General features: G+C 61.3%; 18 protein-coding genes. 11 read left to right on the top strand and 7 right to left on the bottom strand.

The features are described from left to right. The first annotated feature begins 61 nt into the window (after positions 1-61). Together NW848_RS10210 and NW848_RS10215 are read left to right on the top strand one after the other, a co-directional pair. Positions 62-388: a hypothetical protein gene (locus tag NW848_RS10210; protein ID WP_228375221.1), complete on the top strand. Its 327-nt coding sequence runs from the start codon at positions 62-64 to the stop codon at positions 386-388. 2 nt (positions 389-390) lie between these two features. Next, a complete protein-coding gene (locus tag NW848_RS10215; protein ID WP_011430503.1) occupies positions 391-612 on the top strand; it encodes a hypothetical protein in 222 nt (73 codons plus the stop codon). 52 nt (positions 613-664) lie between these two features. Here the strand turns inward: NW848_RS10215 and guaA are convergent, their stop codons facing one another. Further along, positions 665-2,215, bottom strand: a complete 1,551-nt coding sequence (guaA, locus tag NW848_RS10220; protein WP_099813400.1) for a glutamine-hydrolyzing GMP synthase — start codon at positions 2,213-2,215, stop codon at positions 665-667. Between the two features lie 374 nt (positions 2,216-2,589). Here guaA and NW848_RS10225 point away from each other — a divergent pair, with 374 nt between their 5' ends. The 3 genes from NW848_RS10225 (at position 2,590) to NW848_RS10235 (ending at position 4,804) form a co-directional block, all read left to right on the top strand. Beyond that, the gene (locus NW848_RS10225; protein WP_011430506.1) at positions 2,590-3,594 is read left to right on the top strand and encodes a hypothetical protein; all 1,005 of its coding nucleotides are present in this window, start codon (positions 2,590-2,592) and stop codon (positions 3,592-3,594) included. After that, positions 3,591-4,373, top strand: a complete 783-nt coding sequence (gene rsmG, locus NW848_RS10230) for a 16S rRNA (guanine(527)-N(7))-methyltransferase RsmG (RefSeq protein ID WP_011430507.1) — start codon at positions 3,591-3,593, stop codon at positions 4,371-4,373. The genes NW848_RS10225 and rsmG overlap by 4 nt, the downstream gene beginning before the upstream one ends. Before the next feature lie 140 nt (positions 4,374-4,513). After that, positions 4,514-4,804, top strand: a complete 291-nt coding sequence (locus tag NW848_RS10235; protein WP_011430509.1) for an RNA recognition motif domain-containing protein — start codon at positions 4,514-4,516, stop codon at positions 4,802-4,804. Between the two features lie 39 nt (positions 4,805-4,843). On the opposite strand, the gene NW848_RS10240 is transcribed toward NW848_RS10235, so the two are convergent. Continuing rightward, on the bottom strand, positions 4,844-5,677 hold the full coding sequence (locus NW848_RS10240; protein ID WP_414508817.1) for a metal ABC transporter permease: 834 nt from the start codon (positions 5,675-5,677) through the stop codon (positions 4,844-4,846). Between the two features lie 15 nt (positions 5,678-5,692). Continuing rightward, entirely contained in the window at positions 5,693-6,448 is a 756-nt protein-coding gene (locus NW848_RS10245) for a metal ABC transporter ATP-binding protein (RefSeq protein WP_011430511.1), read from the bottom strand. 44 nt (positions 6,449-6,492) lie between these two features. Between NW848_RS10245 and NW848_RS10250 the strand changes: the two genes are divergently transcribed. From NW848_RS10250 to NW848_RS10265, 4 genes are all read left to right on the top strand, one after another. Beyond that, on the top strand, positions 6,493-7,446 hold the full coding sequence (locus tag NW848_RS10250) for a metal ABC transporter solute-binding protein, Zn/Mn family (RefSeq protein ID WP_414346844.1): 954 nt from the start codon (positions 6,493-6,495) through the stop codon (positions 7,444-7,446). A gap of 72 nt (positions 7,447-7,518) precedes the next feature. After that, entirely contained in the window at positions 7,519-9,324 is a 1,806-nt protein-coding gene (gene aspS / locus NW848_RS10255; RefSeq protein WP_011430513.1) for an aspartate--tRNA ligase, read from the top strand. Between the two features lie 59 nt (positions 9,325-9,383). Then, on the top strand, positions 9,384-10,160 hold the full coding sequence (gene fabI, locus NW848_RS10260; RefSeq protein ID WP_011430514.1) for an enoyl-ACP reductase FabI: 777 nt from the start codon (positions 9,384-9,386) through the stop codon (positions 10,158-10,160). Positions 10,161-10,181: 21 nt separating this feature from the next. Further along, positions 10,182-11,318, top strand: coding sequence for an AI-2E family transporter (locus tag NW848_RS10265; RefSeq protein WP_011430515.1), 1,137 nt, complete (start codon positions 10,182-10,184; stop codon positions 11,316-11,318). 80 nt (positions 11,319-11,398) lie between these two features. Here NW848_RS10265 and NW848_RS10270 read toward each other — a convergent pair whose 3' ends face one another. The 4 genes from NW848_RS10270 to psbV form a co-directional block, all read right to left on the bottom strand. Beyond that, positions 11,399-12,295, bottom strand: a complete 897-nt coding sequence (locus NW848_RS10270; protein ID WP_083759164.1) for a sulfatase-like hydrolase/transferase — start codon at positions 12,293-12,295, stop codon at positions 11,399-11,401. Beyond that, on the bottom strand, positions 12,283-12,783 hold the full coding sequence (locus tag NW848_RS10275) for a hypothetical protein (protein ID WP_414402546.1): 501 nt from the start codon (positions 12,781-12,783) through the stop codon (positions 12,283-12,285). The genes NW848_RS10270 and NW848_RS10275 overlap by 13 nt, the downstream gene beginning before the upstream one ends. 70 nt (positions 12,784-12,853) lie before the next feature. Then, positions 12,854-13,378: a photosystem II cytochrome PsbV2 gene (gene psbV2 / locus NW848_RS10280; RefSeq protein WP_414402540.1), complete on the bottom strand. Its 525-nt coding sequence runs from the start codon at positions 13,376-13,378 to the stop codon at positions 12,854-12,856. Then, positions 13,378-13,914, bottom strand: coding sequence for a photosystem II cytochrome c-550 (psbV, locus tag NW848_RS10285; RefSeq protein WP_011430519.1), 537 nt, complete (start codon positions 13,912-13,914; stop codon positions 13,378-13,380). The genes psbV2 and psbV overlap by 1 nt, the downstream gene beginning before the upstream one ends. Positions 13,915-14,305: 391 nt before the next feature. Here psbV and NW848_RS10290 point away from each other — a divergent pair, with 391 nt between their 5' ends. Together NW848_RS10290 and NW848_RS10295 are read left to right on the top strand one after the other, a co-directional pair. Continuing rightward, positions 14,306-15,367: a CIA30 family protein gene (locus tag NW848_RS10290; protein ID WP_011430520.1), complete on the top strand. Its 1,062-nt coding sequence runs from the start codon at positions 14,306-14,308 to the stop codon at positions 15,365-15,367. Beyond that, complete coding sequence (locus NW848_RS10295) at positions 15,360-17,051, top strand: ArnT family glycosyltransferase (protein ID WP_414402539.1); 1,692 nt, start codon at positions 15,360-15,362, stop codon at positions 17,049-17,051. Before NW848_RS10290 ends, NW848_RS10295 begins: the two co-directional genes overlap by 8 nt. Positions 17,052-17,054 lie beyond the last annotated feature (3 nt).

Genomic DNA, 17,054 nt, shown 5'->3' on the forward strand with positions numbered 1-17,054 from the left:
TGCTGGGCAAAGTTCTGCTTTGTTCAGCGTTGCATAAGTCTTTCGGAGCGGCATCCCAGCTATGTCCGACATCTTTGTGATGATCCGCAACCAGGCCAACAACGCCCTCACTTCCATCGACGGGATCCCTTTTGTCGCCTTTCTGGAGCGGGAGGGGCAACTGATTGCCGAAGAAACCATCGAGTTAATCTACGCCGACGCCGGCTTTGATGACCTGCCGATTGGAGAATACACTGTGGGGGTACGGCATGAACGGGTGGAACCGCAAAAAGCCACCTGCCCGGTTGCGATTAGGGGTGCCAACGAAGTTGTTTTGGTAACATTTGTTTACCTCGAGCCGGAGCGGGTTCTGCTGAACGCTCAGATTGCTGTGGAAAAAAGGTTGTAACCATGACCGTCAAAGTGATCCCATCGCACTCCATCAAAGCTTTTCGCTATCGAGTGTTTTGTCTGGGACAAGATCTCTGGAATGCCCGGGATCCGATTAGCCGTGCCAACCTAGCCCTACAACTGGCCGACGCGGCCACAACCCTGGCCCGTATGGAAGTGCAAGCCGCTCAGCCTTTCAGCTCAAGCCCTTCCTATTCCCTGCCGGAAGCAGGCCATAGGTAATCGCTCCAGTCCGGCCTTGAGGCCAGAGGCAAGGGATCCCGCCCGACCAGCATCACTCCCACTCGATGGTGCCGGGGGGCTTGGAGGTGATGTCGTAGACTACGCGGTTGACGCCCGGCACCTCGTTGACGATGCGGTTGGAGATGGTGGCCAAGAGGTCGTAGGGCACCCTAGCCCAGTCCGCCGTCATGCCGTCTTCGCTGGTGACCAGTCGCACCACCACCGGGCAGGCATAGGTGCGCTTATCCCCCATCACCCCCACCGAGCGCACTTCCGGCAGCAACACGGCAAAGGCTTGCCACAGCTTGGGATAGTAGCCGGAGCGGTTGATCTCCTGGCGGACAATCATGTCGGCCTCGCGCAGGATCTCCAGCCGCTCTTTGGTGACCTCGCCCACAATGCGGATGGCCAGGCCCGGCCCCGGGAAAGGATGGCGGCCAACAATTTCTTCCGGCAAGCCCAACGAACGGGCCAGTTGCCGTACCTCATCTTTGAAGAGCTTGCGCAGAGGTTCTACCAGCTTAAAGCGCAGATTCTCCGGCAAGCCGCCGACGTTGTGGTGGCTTTTGATCTTGACGGCAATGCGCTCTCCGGTAACCGGATCCACATTGGTGTTGGCCGACTCGATCACATCGGGGTAAAGGGTGCCCTGGGCCAGGTACTCGAAGGGGCCCAGCCGCTGCGACTCCTCCTCAAACACGCGAATAAACTCTGCCCCGATGCGTTTGCGCTTCTCCTCGGGATCGGTGACCCCCTGCAACTGGCGGAGAAAGCGCTCTTGTCCGTCCACGTAGTGGACAGGGATGTGAAATTGCTCTTGGAAAAGGCGCAGCAGCCGCTGCGGCTCATCTTTGCGCATGAACCCCTGGTCGATGAACACGCAGGTGAGCTGATCCCCAATGGCCTTGTGTAGCAGAAAAGCCAAAGTAGAGCTGTCCACCCCCCCCGAAAGGGCCAACAGCACCCTCTTGTCGCCCACGCGGGCACGGACTTCCCGAATGGCCTCCTCCAGAAAAGCTTCCGTTGTCCAGGTGGGCTCGCAGCCGCAGATGTGATAGACAAAATTGCGAATGAGAAAGGCACCGGCCTCCGAGTGGGCCACCTCTGGGTGAAATTGCACCCCGTAGAGACGGCGCGCCGGATCGGCAATGGCGGCAAAGGGGGTGTTGTCAGTGTAAGCCAGCGAATGAAAGCCCGGGGGCAACTCGGTCACCGAGTCTCCGTGGCTCATCCACATGATGCTGCTTTCTGGCAGGTTGGTGAGCAGATCGGTGGGATCCAAAATGTGCAGGGCGGCACGGCCGTATTCCCCCTTCTGGGCCGGCTCCACCTTGCCCCCCAACTGCTGCACCATAAGCTGCATACCGTAGCACACGCCCAGGATGGGGATCCCCAAGTTCCAGATCTCCAGGTCACAAGCGGGAGCGCCCGGCTCATAGACCGAGTTGGGGCCGCCGGAGAGGATGATGCCCTGGGGCCGCAGTTGCCGCAGTTGCTCGGCAGTGGTGCGGTAGGAAAGGATTTCCGAATAGACGTGGGTTTCGCGAATACGCCGGGCAATGAGCTCAGAGTACTGGGATCCAAAATCGAGAATAACAATCATCTGGCGCTGCACCTTGAGGGAGGAAGGAAAAAGGCCGGGAGGGAGGGGAGAGGTAGAAGAGTTCACAAAACCTCGCAAGTGCAGAATGAGAAAGCCGGGCCTAGCGACTAACTCGGCTGTGGATAAGAAACATTAAGGGCTCTTCCATCGTAACAGGGATGGAGGCGCTTGCTTGCAGTTGCCTGTCCTGGAGAGTCCCTATCGGGTGGGAAGAGAGTTTTCGCTAAAAAACCGCTCACTGGCTAGGCAATGATTCCCAGCAACCATCGCAACGGGGAACCCAGATGACCAGGTAAAGGCAAGACTTATGATCGAAAAAAGAAGCCATCCAGACCGGTGGAGATACTGGCAAAGATCCGCAGTGCCATCGTTTTATGTCCGTTGTTGCTGAGTCCTTTCAAACGTATCTTCGTCGTCGCCGTCGTCTGCTGGCTCGCCGTCTCAAGCGGCAGCAAGGGTGGGGTGTGGTTTTGGCTTTGTTGGCCTTGTACTTGCTCAGTTGGGATGCGCTGAGCGAGGGTGGGTCGTTGCTGCACTTGGGGAGAGGGCAACCCCTATGGCTGGTGGTGATCCCGCTGTTGGGGGGAGGACTCTACAGCTTGGGCGCTGGGATGGTCTGGATGCTGCGCCAGCGCTGCTCTGCCCAGCTTTTGGCCGAGATGATCAGCTTGCCCCACTTGGCTTTGGCCGCCCTGCTCTGGCTGGGTCTGGCCATCTGGGGAGAGCAGCTTTCGCCTTTCCTGTTACGACAAAAAAACCAGTTATTGGCGGGCCTGGTGATGAGTTGGCTGTTGGCTCAGGGGTGGAGTTTTCTTCGCTCCCACTGGATCGTGGAGGTGGGGCAGCTGTGGAGGGATTATCTGCAGGAGCTGCGAGCCTCGGTGTTACAGCCCTGCTACCGGCGCCTGGAAAGCTGCCGCCATTCGCTGCGCCTCTATCAGGCCATTTGGCAAGACCTACAACTGGAAGAGCTGGAAGCCCAGCACCTGATCCAGGTGCTCTCTGAATCGCTGTTGCCGCTGACCTTGCCGCTCAAGGTCTATGCCCAGCGGGTTCACCACTACTGCCAACAGTTGGCAGCCCTGCTGGCGCAGATGCAAGAGCAGGTGGAGCGACTGGAGCAGGTGCTTCTGGATGTGGAGCTGGAGTTGGCCTCCCGTCAATCCTTCCAGGCCCAGCCACAGCCGATTAACCTGCTGGTGGAAGAGGGGATCCACTGTCAGGAGCTGGATTTGCAGGAGTTGGTTTGCCTGAACCAGGAGCTGCTGGGGGCCGATCGCTCTTTGCAGGGCTTGGCCGAAGAGCTCAAGGGCTGGGCCGACAAAGCCATCCCCGCCGGCTTAAAACTGGGATTGCCATGGCTGCGATCCCTGGGATGAAGAAGGCTGACCCGCCTGCTTCTGAGCCCCCAGAACTGGAGGCCCTGTGGTCAAGCTGGCTGGTGGATCTGGGCTGGCAGCCTTCTGAGCCGCAGCAGCAGCAACTGCAACAGCTCTATTCCCTGGTGATGGCCGGAAACCGCACCCAAAACCTCACCCGCATCACCGATCCCATCGATTTTTGGGAGAAACACCTGTGGGACTCGCTGCGGGGCCTGCGCCTGCTGGGATCCTGGGATGAAATCCAAGCTCAGCCCTGGCGCGGGATCGACATCGGCACCGGGGCAGGGTTTCCAGGGATCCCGGCCCAGATCGCCCTGCCCCAGGCCCACTTCACCCTCCTAGACAGCAGCCAACGCAAGATCGCCTTTGTGCAAGAAGTTTTGCAGCAGCTTTCCCTCGCCCAGGCGCGGGCGGTGGCCCAACGGGCAGAGATCTGGGGGCAAGACCCGCAGGAACGCGGCAGCTACGATCTGGCCTTGGCCAGAGCCGTGGCAGCGGCGGAGATCTGCGCCGAGTATTGCCTGCCCCTGCTCAAGGTGGGGGGACGCGCCATTCTCTACCGCGGCCATTGGACCGAGGCAGAAGCCCAAACCCTGAAGCGGGCCCTTTCTCTTTTGGGGGGGAAGCTGATCCATGTCGAAGCCTTCACTACCCCCCACAGCCACGGGATGCGGCATTGCCTGCTGTTGGAGAAAGTCGCCCCTACACCAGCTTGCTATCCCCGTCCTCCCGGCATTCCCAAACGCCAACCCCTGGGACAGGACAAGCGCCGCTAAAAGATCTTGGACAGGTAGTTTGCAAATGCCGTCGGGGAGACTAAGATGTGGATGGCATCAGGTTCGGATTGAGCCAATGGTCTAACCAGGTGAGCTTCCGAACTGAGCGCTAAAGGTTAAGGTTCGGAGTTCGCTACGTTATGACCATTTTTGTGGGCAATCTGTCCTTCAAGGCCAGTGAAGAAGACCTACGGCTTGTGTTTTCCGAGTACGGCACCGTCAAGCAAATCAAGCTGCCGGTGGATCGGGAGACGGGCCGCAAGCGCGGCTTTGCTTTTGTGGAACTGGAAAACGAGGCCGACGAGCAAAAAGCCATCGATGAGTTGGATGGCGCCACCTGGATGGGCCGGGATCTGAGGGTTAACAAGGCCATGCCGCGTCAGGCCGGCGCAGGCGGCGGCAGGCGGGATAGCCGTTCTTCCCGCTTCTAATCCGATAGGCTCTGGGCCGGGGATCCCTCTCCCCGGCCTTTAGCTTTGGCCGAAGATGACTTTGGCCAGAAAGGCCAAGCCAAACCAGGTGGAGGCCACCAGGACAATAGCCGGGCCAGAAGCGACGTTGAGGTAGTAGCTGGCGTACATCCCCAGCAAGCTAGTGCTGACGCCAAACAGGGATCCCAGCAGCATCACCTGCTGCAGGCGAGGCACCAACAGGTAGGCTGTTGCTGCCGGCGTGATGAGCATGGCCAGCACCAGCAGCACCCCCACCGCCTTCATGCTGGCCACCAAAGTTAGGGAGGTGAGCGCCATCAGCCCCCAGCCCAGTCCCTCGGTGGGCAGGCCGGCTGCCTTGGCTCCCAGGGGATCGAAACTGTAAAAAGTCAGCTCTTTAAAAAAGAGGGCCACCAATCCCAGCACCAGAGCGGTGATGCCCACCACCGTCAACACGTCGGCAGCACTTACCCCCAGCAGGTTGCCGAAGAGGAAGTGGTTGAGATCGATGCGGGCCCGCCGTTGGATCAGGGTGATCAACAGGATCCCCAAAGCAAAGAAAGCAGAAAAGACGATCCCCATGGCCGCATCGGGCTTGAGGGGAGTGGCGGAGCGGATCCACTGGATGAGCAGAGCGCTCAGCAACCCCGCCACGAAGGCGCCGACAAAAAGGTTTAGGCCCAGCATGTAGGCAATGGCCAGGCCCGGCAGCAGCGAATGGCTGAGGGCATCTCCCAGCAGGGCCAAGCTTTGCACCAGCAGATAGCTGCCCACCACGGCGCAGAGCATGCCGATGGCCACGGCCACCAACAGGGCCCGCTGCATGAAGGCAAAGCGCAAGGGATCCGCCAGGGTGTGCCAGAGCCCTTCCATACCACCTCTCACCCCCTAGGCAGCCGAGTCCAAGGGCAGGATACGGCCATAGGCCCGCTGCAACACCTGCGGCTGCAACACCTGCTGCGGGGATCCCTGGGCAATCAGCACGCGGTTGAGGAGCAGCACCTCGTCAAAGTAGGCCAGCGCCTGCCCCAGGTCGTGGTGCACCACCATCACGATATGGCCGGCGTCGGCCAGCTCCCGCAACACCTGAAACACAATGGCCTCGCTGGGCTGGTCGATCCCGGCCAGCGGCTCGTCCAGGGCGTAGATCTCCGCTTCCTGCGCTAGAGCCCGCGCCAAAAACACCCGCTGCTGCTGTCCCCCTGATAGCCGACCAATGGGCCGATCCCGATAGGCTCCCATCCCCACCCGCTCCAGGGCTTGCGCGGCCCGCTCCCGACCTTCTGGCCCGATGCGGCGCAACCAGCCGGCAGCTCTTACCTGTCCCATCAGCACCACATCCCACACCGTGGCCGGAAAGCTCCAGTCGATGGCCGACCGCTGCGGCACATAGGCCACTTGCTCCCCCCGCAGCACCTGGCCGCCGTAGCGCACCTCGCCCCCCTCTTTGGGCACCAACCCCAACAGCGCCTTGAGCAATGTACTCTTGCCGGCCCCGTTGGGCCCCAGGATGCCCGTGATGCGCCCCGGCCGGATCTCGGCGCCGATCCTCTCCAACGCCAGCAACTTGCCGTAGCGCACCGTCAGATCCCGCACCACCAGGGAGGCCGGACGAAGCGGGAGAGAAACCGCTGGTTTTTTCATTTTCCTTTCATTTTCATCAAGACCAGTGTAACCTAGGGGGGTACATGAATCATGAAACGATTATGAAAATGAAAGCTTTGTTTTTTGCTGGGCGCCGCTTGGCGGTGGGATTTGGCCTGGTGATCGGGGGTTGGCTGTCCCTGGCTGGCTTGGCTGTGGCGCGTCCCCGCGTCGTGGTCACCACCACCTTGATTGCCGATTGGGTAGGGCAGGTGGGGCAGGATCGCATCCAGCTCAGCAGCCTGCTGCAGCCGGGCGTGGATCCCCACGTCTATGAGCCGACGCCGGCCGATGCCGCGGCCCTGGAGCAAGCGGATCTGGTGTTTTACAACGGCTACAACCTGGAGCCGGGGTTAATTCGTCTTATCGAGGCCACGGCCCAAGGAGCGCGGCGGGTTGCCCTGGCCGAGATCCTTGAGCCCATCGTCGCCGATGAAGACGGGATCCCGACGCCGGATCCCCACGTGTGGGGCAATGTGGAAAACGTCATCCTCATGGTGGAGCACATTGCCCAGGAGCTGACGGAGCAAGTCCCCAACGAAGCCGCTTTTTTCCAGGCCAATGCCGCCGCCTATCGGGCGGAGCTGGAGGAGCTCCACACCTGGATCGGGGAACAGATTCAGACCATTCCCCCCGCCAACCGGGTTCTGGTGACCACCCACGATGCCTTTGCCTACTACACCCAAGCCTACGGCCTGAAGATGGGGGGATCCCTCCTGGGGATCAGCACCGAGGAACAGCCCAGCGCCCAGACGGTGGCCCAGTTGGTGGAGGAGATCCGCGCCCTGGGGGTGCCGGCGGTCTTTGCCGAGACCACCCTTAACCCCGCTCTCATCCAGACGGTGGCCGCCGAAGCCGGGGTGCAGGTAGCCGAACAGGAACTGTACTCGGACTCTTTGGGGGAAGCAGGCAGCGGCGCCGAAACCTACGTCGCCATGATGCGCCTCAACACCTGCACCATCGTGGCGGCCTTGGGCGGATCCCCTGACTGTCCTTGAGGGGCAGCATCGAGACGGTGGGGCTGAGTTTTGTATGATAGGGGCTCAGACCCTCGTTATCTCACCGCGTCCATGCCTGCTGCCATCCGTCGCCCGCCTCGTTCCCTCTACTGTGGCCAAGTGCGCCCGGCCCACATCGGCCAGACCGTCACCCTCTACGGCTGGATCGACCGCCGCCGCGACCACGGCGGTGTGATCTTCTTGGATCTGCGGGATCGCTCCGGCATCGTGCAACTGGTGGCCGATCCCCAGAAAACCCCCCTCTCCTACGAGCTGGCGGGGCAGGTGCGCAGCGAATATGTGGTGCGGGTAACGGGAACGGTTCACCAAAGACCTAGTGACTCCTTTAATCCCCGCCTGGCCACCGGCGAGGTGGAGGTCTACGCGGAAGAGTTGGAAATTCTCAGCCGGGTGGGCAAGCAGCTTCCCTTCAGCGTCTCGGGGGAGGAAGGGGAAGAGGTGCGGGAGGAGATCCGCCTGCGCTACCGCTACTTGGACTTGAGGCGAGAGCGCCTGTCCCGCAACCTGCAGCTGCGTCACCAGGTCATCAAGGCCATCCGCCGCTTCCTGGAGGACGAAGAAGGCTTTATCGAGGTGGAGACCCCCATCCTCACCCGCTCTACCCCCGAAGGTGCCAGAGATTACCTGGTGCCGAGCCGCGTCAACCCCGGGGAGTGGTTTGCCCTGCCGCAGTCGCCCCAGCTTTTTAAGCAGTTGCTGATGGTGGCCGGCGTGGATCGCTACTACCAAATTGCCCGCTGCTTTCGGGATGAGGATCTGCGGGCGGATCGCCAGCCGGAGTTTACCCAGCTGGACATGGAGATGAGCTTTATGGATCAGGAGGCGATCCTGGAACTCAACGAGCGGCTCCTCTGCCATATCTTCAAAACCGTCAAAGGCATCGACCTGCCCCGCCCTTTCCCGCGGCTGACCTATGCCGAGGCCATGGCCCGCTACGGCTCCGACAAGCCCGACACCCGCTTTGGGCTGGAATTGGTGGATGTTTCGCCGCTGTTTCAGGGATCCGGCTTTAAGGTCTTCGCCAAGGCCTTGCAAGAGGGCGGTGTGATCAAAGTTCTGCCGGTGCCGGGCGGCGACGAAAAGATCTCCAACACCCGCATCAAGCCGGGCGGGGATCTGTTCAAGCTGGTCACCCAGTACGGGGCGGGTGGCCTGGCCTTCATCCGGGTGCGGCCCGGCAGCCTCGACACCATCGGCGCCCTCAAAGAAAGCCTCAGCCCCGAGCAGGAACAGCAGTTGCTGCAGCTTACCAACGCCAAGCCGGGGGATCTGCTGCTGTTTGGAGCAGGGCCGGCTGCCGTGGTCAACGAGTCGCTGGGCCGCCTGCGGCTGCACCTGGGCCAGGAGCTGGGCTTGATCCCGGAGAACGCCTTGAATCTCCTCTGGATCACCGATTTTCCCCTGTTTGAATTCAATGCCGAGGAAAACCGCCTGGAAGCCCTGCACCACCCCTTTACCGCCCCCCACCCCGACGACTTGGCCGACCTGAAAACGGCGCGGGCCCAGGCCTACGACCTGGTCTGGAACGGCGTGGAAGTGGGCGGGGGATCCCTGCGCATCTACCAGCGCGAGATCCAGGAGCAGGTTTTCCAGACCATTGGCCTTACCCCTGAGCAGGCGCGGGACAAGTTTGGCTTTTTGCTGGAAGCCTTCGAGTACGGCACCCCGCCCCACGGCGGCATCGCCTATGGCCTAGACCGGCTGGTGATGCTCTTGGCGGGGGAAGATTCCATCCGCGATGTCATCGCCTTTCCCAAAACCCAGCAGGCCAGGTGTTTGCTCACCGGTGCCCCTTCCGGCGTCGAGGCCAAGCAGCTCAAAGAACTGCACGTGGCCTCCACCTATCAGCCCGGCTGAACAGGATCCCCTGTTCCGGACTGTGGAAGGATAGAGAAGAACCTACCCCACCTTTCCGTATGCTAGACCTGACCGGAAAAAAAGCCTTGGTAACCGGCATTGCCAACGAGCGCTCCATCGCCTGGGGCATTGCCCAGCAACTGCACAAAGCGGGGGCGACGTTGGGGGTTACCTATCTGCCGGACGAGCGGGATCGCTTCAAGACCAAAGTCCAGCAGCTCACCGAGCCCCTGCAGCCGGATTTTCTCCTCCCTTGCGACGTGCAAAGCGACCAGCAGATTGACGAGCTGTTTCAGGCAATAGCCCAGAAATGGGGTCAGGTCGATATCTTGGTTCACTGCCTGGCTTTCGTCAAAAAAGAAGAGCTGAGCGGCAACTTTAGCGATATCTCGCGGGAAGGGTTTGCCCTGGCCATGGATGTGAGCACCTACTCCCTGATTGCCCTCTGCCGGGCCGCCAAGCCTCTCTTGAGATCCGGCAGCAGCATCCTCACCCTCACCTATTTGGGGGGGGTGCGGGTGGTGCCCAACTACAACATGGCCGCTGTCACCAAAGCGGGCCTGGAAACCTGCGTTCGCTACCTGGCGGCCGAGCTGGGCCCCGCCGGGATCCGGGTGAATGCCATCTCCGCTGGACCCATTCGCACCTTGGCTTCTTCGGCCATTGCTGATTTCCATGCCATGCTGCACGCGGTCGAGGAGAAAGCTCCGCTGCGGCGCAATATCACCCAGCTCGAGGTGGGCAATGTGGCAGCTTTTCTGGCCAGCGACCTGGCCAGCGGCATTACCGGCCAGGTGATCTATGTGGATAGTGGATATAGCATCCTGGGTTTTTAGGCTCTTAGGGATCCCCCTGGCATGAATCGCTTCTCGCCTTTGCAGCGGCTGCTGCTCACCTGGATTTTGATCGTCATCAGCGGCTGGCTGGCCCTACAGGTGGGCCGGCTGTTTGGCCATCTGCTCACCACCATCCTGACGGCGGCGGTGCTGGCTTTTTTGCTCAACTATCCGGTGCAGGTGCTGCGGCGCTATCGGGTAAGCCGCGGTTTGGCAGTCACCCTGGTTTTTGCCCTGTCGGTGGTGCTGCTGGCCTTGGTGGGGATCGCTGTGGTGCCCATCCTGGCCAAGCAGGTGGTGCAGTTGGGGGCGCGGATCCCGGAGTGGGTGGATACCTTACAAAGCTGGCTGGATCAAATCAGCCTGTGGGCGGCAGAGCGCAACATCAACCTCGGCCAGACAGAGCTGGTGAACACCCTCCTCAACCGCCTGCAGGCCAGCGCCGAAAAAATTGCCGGCCAATCCCTGGACATCCTCCTGGGCACCTTCAATCAGGTGATCGATCTGGTGTTGGTGTTGGTGCTGGCCCTCTACATGCTGCTCTACGGGGGGCAGTTCTGGCAGGGGTTGCTCAGCCTCTTCCCCAAGCCCTGGGGACCGCGCATCGGCGAAGCCCTGGCTCTGAGTTTCCAGAACTTTCTCATCAGCCAGTTGGTGTTGGGGTTCATCATGGCCCTGATGCTGGTGCCAATTTTTGGGTTTTTGCGCGTGCCCTTCGGGCTTTTGTTTGGCCTGTTGATCGGCCTGCTGGAGGTGATCCCACTGGTGGGGGGCTTTATTGGCATCGGCGCGGCAGCGGTGCTGCTGGCCTTTCAGGATATCTGGCTCAGCCTCAAGGTGGTGCTGGTCTCCCTAATTGTGCAGCAGGTTAAGGATCGGGTCATCGCCCCCCGCCTGATGGGGGAACTGATCGGCCTCAACCCGGTGTGGATCTTGATCGCCCTGTTGGTGGGGGCGCAACTGGGGGGCATCCTGGGCGTCATCGTCGCGATTCCCCTAACCAGTGTGGTGAAAAGCCTCTACGAGATCGCGCGTTCCGCCGACTTGGCCGCCGAAGAGGGCTTGGACTCGACCACGAGAGTGACCTCTCTGGGCGAAAGTCGCAGAGAAACTCGCCGGGATCCCACCTTGCCCAAACCGGAGACCCAACAGGTTTAGCGTGCTGACGTTCCAAGCGGAGCCGAACCCGAATCCGTATCTCCCCTCTCCCTTTGGGAGAGGGGCCGGGGGTGAGGGCCTCAGCGAATTTTTCCCTCGATAAAAGGCACCTCCAGCACCTTTTCGTGGTGGATGGGGCCATGGCCAAAATAGCCCCCTTCCCCGAACAATTCGCCGTGGTCGGCGGTAACGGTGATGTAGGTGTTTTTGGGAACCAGATCGAACAATTGTTCAAAAACCCCATCTAGGTAGCGCACCGCCTCGATCTGCCGCTGGCGCAGCTCCTCCAACTGGGCGGCGCTGAAAAAGGGGATCCCGGCCTCTTCCCCTTCATCCAGGCGCTTTAACACGCCATTCACCCCAGAGATGCGGGGCCACAGGCTGGGATCCTCATCGGGCAGGGCGTAGGGATAGTGAGTTTCGCCCACATTCAACAGGTAAAAGCTGGGGCGATCCGGATCAAAGCGCAACTGCTCCACCATGGCTGCCATGTCGTTGTGGCGCGGCATGAGGCGGTAGGAATCGAAGTCGCGGTTGAGCAGGGTGCTGGGGTTGAGCACCGGCAGGGAGACCATGGCGTGGGTGGTGTAGCCCAGTTGGTGCTTCAGTAGCGTCGGCAAATAGAGGTGGGGCAGCAGATGCTTGAACTCGATCGGCTGCCGGGTACCGAGGCGCTCGTTGTAGCGCAAATATTCCTGCTTGTAGTGTTCAGACGCGAAAACCTGGGTGGGGCTGGTGTGGGGCAGCAGGCCCATGAGCAGGTTGTAGTGGGCGGGAGCCGTCCAGGAAGCGTAGCTCCAGCGCTTTTCCAGGGATCCCAGCTTGAGCAGATGCTTGGGGTTGGCGGCCAGCAGGCTGTCGAAACGGCAACTGTCGAGAACGATCAGCAGATAGTTATTCTGTCCCTGGGGTTCCGGTCGAGGGTCGGACTCAGACGAGGGAGCCGCAGAAGATCGCCACCAGTTCAAGAGTCCCATTCCTCTTCCTCCTGGGCAGAATAGGGCCGTCGGACGATCCGCCAGTTGGGGGCTGTGGCCGCGTCGTCTTCCTCCTCAAGTTCTTCCTCAGGATTGGCAGATTTAGGAGCCGGGTCGCGAATGCGTTCCGGCGGGATATTGGAGTAGGAATAGCGGCCTGCCTGGGGATCCGGCAGATCCTGAGGCAAATAGTGGTCGGGGGGAATCATCTGCGCTTCCAAAAAGCGCAGTCGCTCGATGAGCTGGTTTAACTTGCGGATTGCCTGTCGCTGGAATACCCGGTCGTGCAGCCGCCAAGCGCCCACATACAGAAACCCCAAGCCCACTCCTACCCCATAGGCCGTCAAGAGCGTCAGCGACAAAGGAATCGCAGCGCCAGCTTGCCCGGCTACGACTACGGCTGCCGCAGATCCCCAGTTTTGGACAAGGAAAACGAGCAGGGTCAGTATCCACAGGCCCAGGAGTATGGAGCGGATATTCTGGAGCATGGCCGCCACCTTCCCTCTTCACCAGGCTACCACCACCCCTGCAAGGAGCGGCGGAGGAAACCCCGACTCCTCAGCCACCTCCGATTGCGTTGGATCCCCAGCCCGGAGCCACTTGAGCCGCCCTGAGGATAAAGGCAGCCAGGTTGCGCAGCGCTTCATCATCCATCCAGGAGGGGGGCACGGGGCGGCAGCCATAGCTAACCTCGGTGCCATCGTAGCTGCGGGGATCCCGTTGGTACTCCACCAAGGCTTGAATGGTGTCGCGGGGTGGGGTGGCGCCGCGCAAGTCCTTGAGCGAAAGGGAAATGTTGGGGGCCGGTAGGGTAGAGCCACCCACGTGGCAGTTCAGACAGGCGGACTGAAAGCGATTTTTCCCGTCGGTAAGTTGCTCTGGAGTAAAGGTGAGCACGTGCCCTTCCGCATCCCAGGGCAGCTCTATCGGCTCAGTGGTTCGCAGATAGTGGCTCACGTAAGGATCAATGCGGCCTGCTGCTGGGCTAGCTAGCCCTAGCCATACCAGAAGCAGGATCCCGGCCCACCTCCAGCCACGGCCCGGGACCCGCCACCGCTTTGCCCCTTGAGTTTGCCCAGGCATCAGAGATAGGCCGAAAGGTCACTGTGGGATTCGCTCTTGGTGCCGCCCCAGCCGGGCACGGTCTTAGCCTGCACTAGGATGTAGCCGGCAATTAACTTCAGATCCTCATCGGTGAGGTTGCGCAGGCGAGGATACTCACTTAGAAGCTGGGTGTTGGGATGATATTCCACCAGGGACTCTACCCCGTCATAGGTGACCGGGTTCTTGATGTAGTCCACGATCGCCAACACATTATCGCGGGGAGGTGTTGCCCCCTCCAGATCCGAGAGCTTCAAGGTAACATCCGGATTGGGATAGGTCTGTCCACCCACATGACACTGGGCACAGGCCCTGTTGAATAACTGCTTTCCTCTGGCCAGTTGCGCTTCCGTGAAAGTGATGGACTCGGTTGGCGACAAGGCTACAGGAGGAATCTGCCTGGCCGCCAAGGCCGGCCCCCAGGCATACCCGGCCATCCCCAAAACCAAGATCAGGATCAGTAACCGACGACGCGCCGCCGCGAACGCTTTCTGAAGAGAAAAAAATTTGCTAAACATGGTTCTCCGTAGTTCGATCTTAGAAAAGGGGTCAGCTCTGCTCCAGCGACAAACCCGACAACAGGATCAAGAATAGACCATTGCGAGATCATTTGCAGATGGGATCCGGGATCCGTTTTGCAAGGCGTTCTCTTCGACCTTGGTGTTAAGTTTGATTGCGAATTCAGGGCCCCTTCAACGGTCGGGTTATTGCCCCCACCCTGCCGAGATCGGCAATGCGATACACAAAAGCAAACTCGGAGAAGGGATCTCTTTCCTCCTGGAGAGGACAGCAGAGGTTGGGACAGATAGGGTTGAGGAGTCCTCAAAGGCGGTTCAATTGCCAGGGATCCCCTGGCTGGGGCTATCCTGTAAGCATCTCTCCTGCGTGCGTTCTCTAAGTGGGTAGGCAATGCCTTGGGACCTGGGGCGGTTTTGGAACACGCTGACCTACTACGAAGCGCTGCCCTTTGCCGACCTATGGCGCTGGGTTCAGAATGGGTTCCAAGCAGCAGCGGTTGACTTCATGCCTCCTTCCCTGGCGACTTCAGCTCCTCTTCCCGTGATCTTCTTGGGCGATGGCCTACCAGTGGGGCTGGCGGAGGCGCTGCAACAGCAGGGGGCGGAAGTCCAGGAGAGAGGGGATGAGGTGACAGCCAGGGTCATCCTGGGTCTGGAGAACCGGGAGGAAGCTAAGGCCCACCTGGAGCGGCTGCGCCGCAGCGGCCAGACGGAACAGATGCTCTTTGACTTTCGCCGGCCTGACCCCCAGGTGAACCAGTTCTGGGGCATCCTAGACGATGTGGTGATGGGCGGGGTGAGCCAAAGCCAACTGCTCTGGGGCGAGGGCGAGCTGCTGTTTACGGGGCAGGTTTCCACGGCCAACTTCGGCGGCTTTGTTTCCACGCGCACCCGCAACTGGCAGCCTCCCTTGGATGTGTCGGGGTTTGCCGGCCTGGAGCTGCGGCTGCGGGGGGATGGGCAGCGCTACAAGGTTCTGCTGCGGGATCAAGGGGGTTGGGACAGCCCGGCCTACGGCTATGCCTTCGACACCACCCCAGGGGAAGAGCAGACCGTCCAGGTGCCTTTTGCCGAGATGGTGCCTACCTTTCGCGCCCGCCGGGTTGCTGCTCCCCCTTTGAATACCCGCCAGATCTATTCCCTGCAACTGATGCTGAGCAAGTTTGAGGCGGACGGCAGCCCCAACCCCCGCTTTCGGCCTGGGCCCTTCCAACTGGGCCTGCGCTGGATCGGGCTCTACCGCCGCGATCCGCTGCCGCAACTGATGGGGGTGGCGCGGGGATCCCTAACTCCCGATTGGGTGGCGGCCTTGCGGGAGAGCTCCAGCCGCTGGTGTGGGGTGGAGATTCCTGCAGAGATCGAGGGATCCGCTCTGGCAGCCCAGTTGCTGCGGCTATTGCACTCGCCCGAGAGTGTGGGCCGGGTGGTGCCTCTAGAAGCTGTCCATGGCTAAGCTTCTGGGCCGCCTCAAGGGATCCCTGGGGCTTTTGGCCGGCCTATGGCTGTGGGCGGGCCAGGAGATCCCTTACCTGTTTGACTGGGACGAGCTCATTTACGCCAGCTTGGCGCGGCAGATGCTGGCCAGCGGCGATCCCCTGGCTTTGCAAATTAACGGCGAGCCTTTTTTCGAAAAGCCCCCCCTCTTTTTTTGGCTGCAGGCCCTGGCGATGGCGGCCCTGGGGGTCAACGAAGGGGCGGCGCGGCTGCCCAATGCCTGGGTTGGCGGGATCACCGTAGCCCTTTTGGTGGCGTGGGGAGGGCGGCTGCGCGGGGCGGGGTTTGGCTGCCTCTGGGGGATCCTGCTCCTGACGGGCTACCTGCCCCTGTTTTTCTACAAAACCGGCCTCATCGACCCGCTGCTGAATTTGGGTATGGGCGTGGGGCTGGGATCCCTTTGGGCTGCTGAGGAGGCGCGTCGGGCCGGGCGCTCCGGTCAGGGGTGGAGAGCTCTGGGCGCGCTGGCTTTGGGCCTGGCGGTGTTGGCCAAGGGGCCGGTGGGGCTGGTGTTGCCGCTAGCCATCTGGATCCTCTACAAGCTCTGGCAGCGGGATCCGCCAATGGGGTGGGGGGAGATGGTGATCTTTTTGGGCCTGGCGGCGGCTGTTCCCCTGGCCTGGCTGGTGCTGGAAGTGACAGCGCGGGGGCTGCAGTGGCTGGCGGCGTTTTGGCACTACCAGTGGGGTCTGGTGAGTACCCCCAGCGGCCATCCGGGCCCGGTCTACCTGCATCTTTTGGCCTTTGCCTGGGGGTGCTTTCCCTGGGGGGCTTTGGCCCTGGCCGGGATCCTGGAGAGGATCCCCAGGAGTATTGACTCGGCGGCTGCGGATTTAACTCAGCGGGCAGAACGCCTGCTCTTGGTGGCCTTTGGGGTGGTGCTGGCCCTGTTTTCGCTCCTGGTGCAAACCAAGTTGATCCACTACACCTCGCTGCTTTACCCCATCGGCGCCTACTTTGCCGCCCTGCGCCTGCAAGGCCTGGTTGCCGAGAAAAGGGGGCCCAGCTTTGGGGAAACTGCCTGGATCCTGCTCAGCGGCCTGGGTTGGCTGGCCCTGTGGCTGCTATTGCCGTGGCTGGGATCCCAGGATCCGGCTTTGCGGGCCCAAGTGGGGGCCGCCTTGGGGATCCCCGACAGCCTAACCGGCCGTTTGGCCCTGGGATACCTACAGGCCGAGGTGGAATGGCCCTTCTTCACCTATGGCCCTGCTTTGCTCCTGGTGCTGGGGGGACTGGCCTGGATCAGGGCGCGGCAGAGCGTTCGGGGATGGGCCATCTTGCTCTTGGCCACTGGACTCAGCGCCCAGTTGGCCTGGAGCTGCATCTTCCCAAGGGTGTTGCAGCATACCCAGGGGGGATCCGTCTACTTTTTCCGCCAGTTTGCCGGCCCAGAACCGGCTCTTTCGGGAAGGGTTGGCCTCTACGGGCTCCGCTCGTTTGTACCCTATTTTTATGGTCCGCTGCGGGTGCCCTATGCCGCCAAGCTGGAGGAGCTGGCTGCCTGGCAAGCCCAAGGCCAGGTGCCCGACTATCTGGTGACCTGGGATCCCTTTGTAGCTGAGCTAACGGAGCCAGGGATCCCAGCGGCAGCTTGGCAGGCCGTGGAGCGCCGCAGCCCCTTTTGGCTGTTGAAGAAAACCTAGGGA

It is taken from the genome of Synechococcus sp. RC10A2, assembly GCF_047502605.1.

What these genes read in the sequence shown, in the direction of transcription:
- NW848_RS10210 (WP_228375221.1), top strand. Translation starts at nt 62, where the DNA reads ATGTCCGACATCTTTGTGATGATCCGCAACCAGGCCAACAACGCCCTC.
- NW848_RS10215 (WP_011430503.1), top strand. Translation starts at nt 391, where the DNA reads ATGACCGTCAAAGTGATCCCATCGCACTCCATCAAAGCTTTTCGCTAT.
- guaA (WP_099813400.1), bottom strand. Translation starts at nt 2,215, where the DNA reads ATGATTGTTATTCTCGATTTTGGATCCCAGTACTCTGAGCTCATTGCC.
- NW848_RS10225 (WP_011430506.1), top strand. Translation starts at nt 2,590, where the DNA reads ATGTCCGTTGTTGCTGAGTCCTTTCAAACGTATCTTCGTCGTCGCCGT.
- rsmG (WP_011430507.1), top strand. Translation starts at nt 3,591, where the DNA reads ATGAAGAAGGCTGACCCGCCTGCTTCTGAGCCCCCAGAACTGGAGGCC.
- NW848_RS10235 (WP_011430509.1), top strand. Translation starts at nt 4,514, where the DNA reads ATGACCATTTTTGTGGGCAATCTGTCCTTCAAGGCCAGTGAAGAAGAC.
- NW848_RS10240 (WP_414508817.1), bottom strand. Translation starts at nt 5,677, where the DNA reads ATGGAAGGGCTCTGGCACACCCTGGCGGATCCCTTGCGCTTTGCCTTC.
- NW848_RS10245 (WP_011430511.1), bottom strand. Translation starts at nt 6,448, where the DNA reads ATGAAAAAACCAGCGGTTTCTCTCCCGCTTCGTCCGGCCTCCCTGGTG.
- NW848_RS10250 (WP_414346844.1), top strand. Translation starts at nt 6,493, where the DNA reads ATGAATCATGAAACGATTATGAAAATGAAAGCTTTGTTTTTTGCTGGG.
- aspS (WP_011430513.1), top strand. Translation starts at nt 7,519, where the DNA reads ATGCCTGCTGCCATCCGTCGCCCGCCTCGTTCCCTCTACTGTGGCCAA.
- fabI (WP_011430514.1), top strand. Translation starts at nt 9,384, where the DNA reads ATGCTAGACCTGACCGGAAAAAAAGCCTTGGTAACCGGCATTGCCAAC.
- NW848_RS10265 (WP_011430515.1), top strand. Translation starts at nt 10,182, where the DNA reads ATGAATCGCTTCTCGCCTTTGCAGCGGCTGCTGCTCACCTGGATTTTG.
- NW848_RS10270 (WP_083759164.1), bottom strand. Translation starts at nt 12,295, where the DNA reads ATGGGACTCTTGAACTGGTGGCGATCTTCTGCGGCTCCCTCGTCTGAG.
- NW848_RS10275 (WP_414402546.1), bottom strand. Translation starts at nt 12,783, where the DNA reads ATGCTCCAGAATATCCGCTCCATACTCCTGGGCCTGTGGATACTGACC.
- psbV2 (WP_414402540.1), bottom strand. Translation starts at nt 13,378, where the DNA reads ATGCCTGGGCAAACTCAAGGGGCAAAGCGGTGGCGGGTCCCGGGCCGT.
- psbV (WP_011430519.1), bottom strand. Translation starts at nt 13,914, where the DNA reads ATGTTTAGCAAATTTTTTTCTCTTCAGAAAGCGTTCGCGGCGGCGCGT.
- NW848_RS10290 (WP_011430520.1), top strand. Translation starts at nt 14,306, where the DNA reads ATGCCTTGGGACCTGGGGCGGTTTTGGAACACGCTGACCTACTACGAA.
- NW848_RS10295 (WP_414402539.1), top strand. Translation starts at nt 15,360, where the DNA reads ATGGCTAAGCTTCTGGGCCGCCTCAAGGGATCCCTGGGGCTTTTGGCC.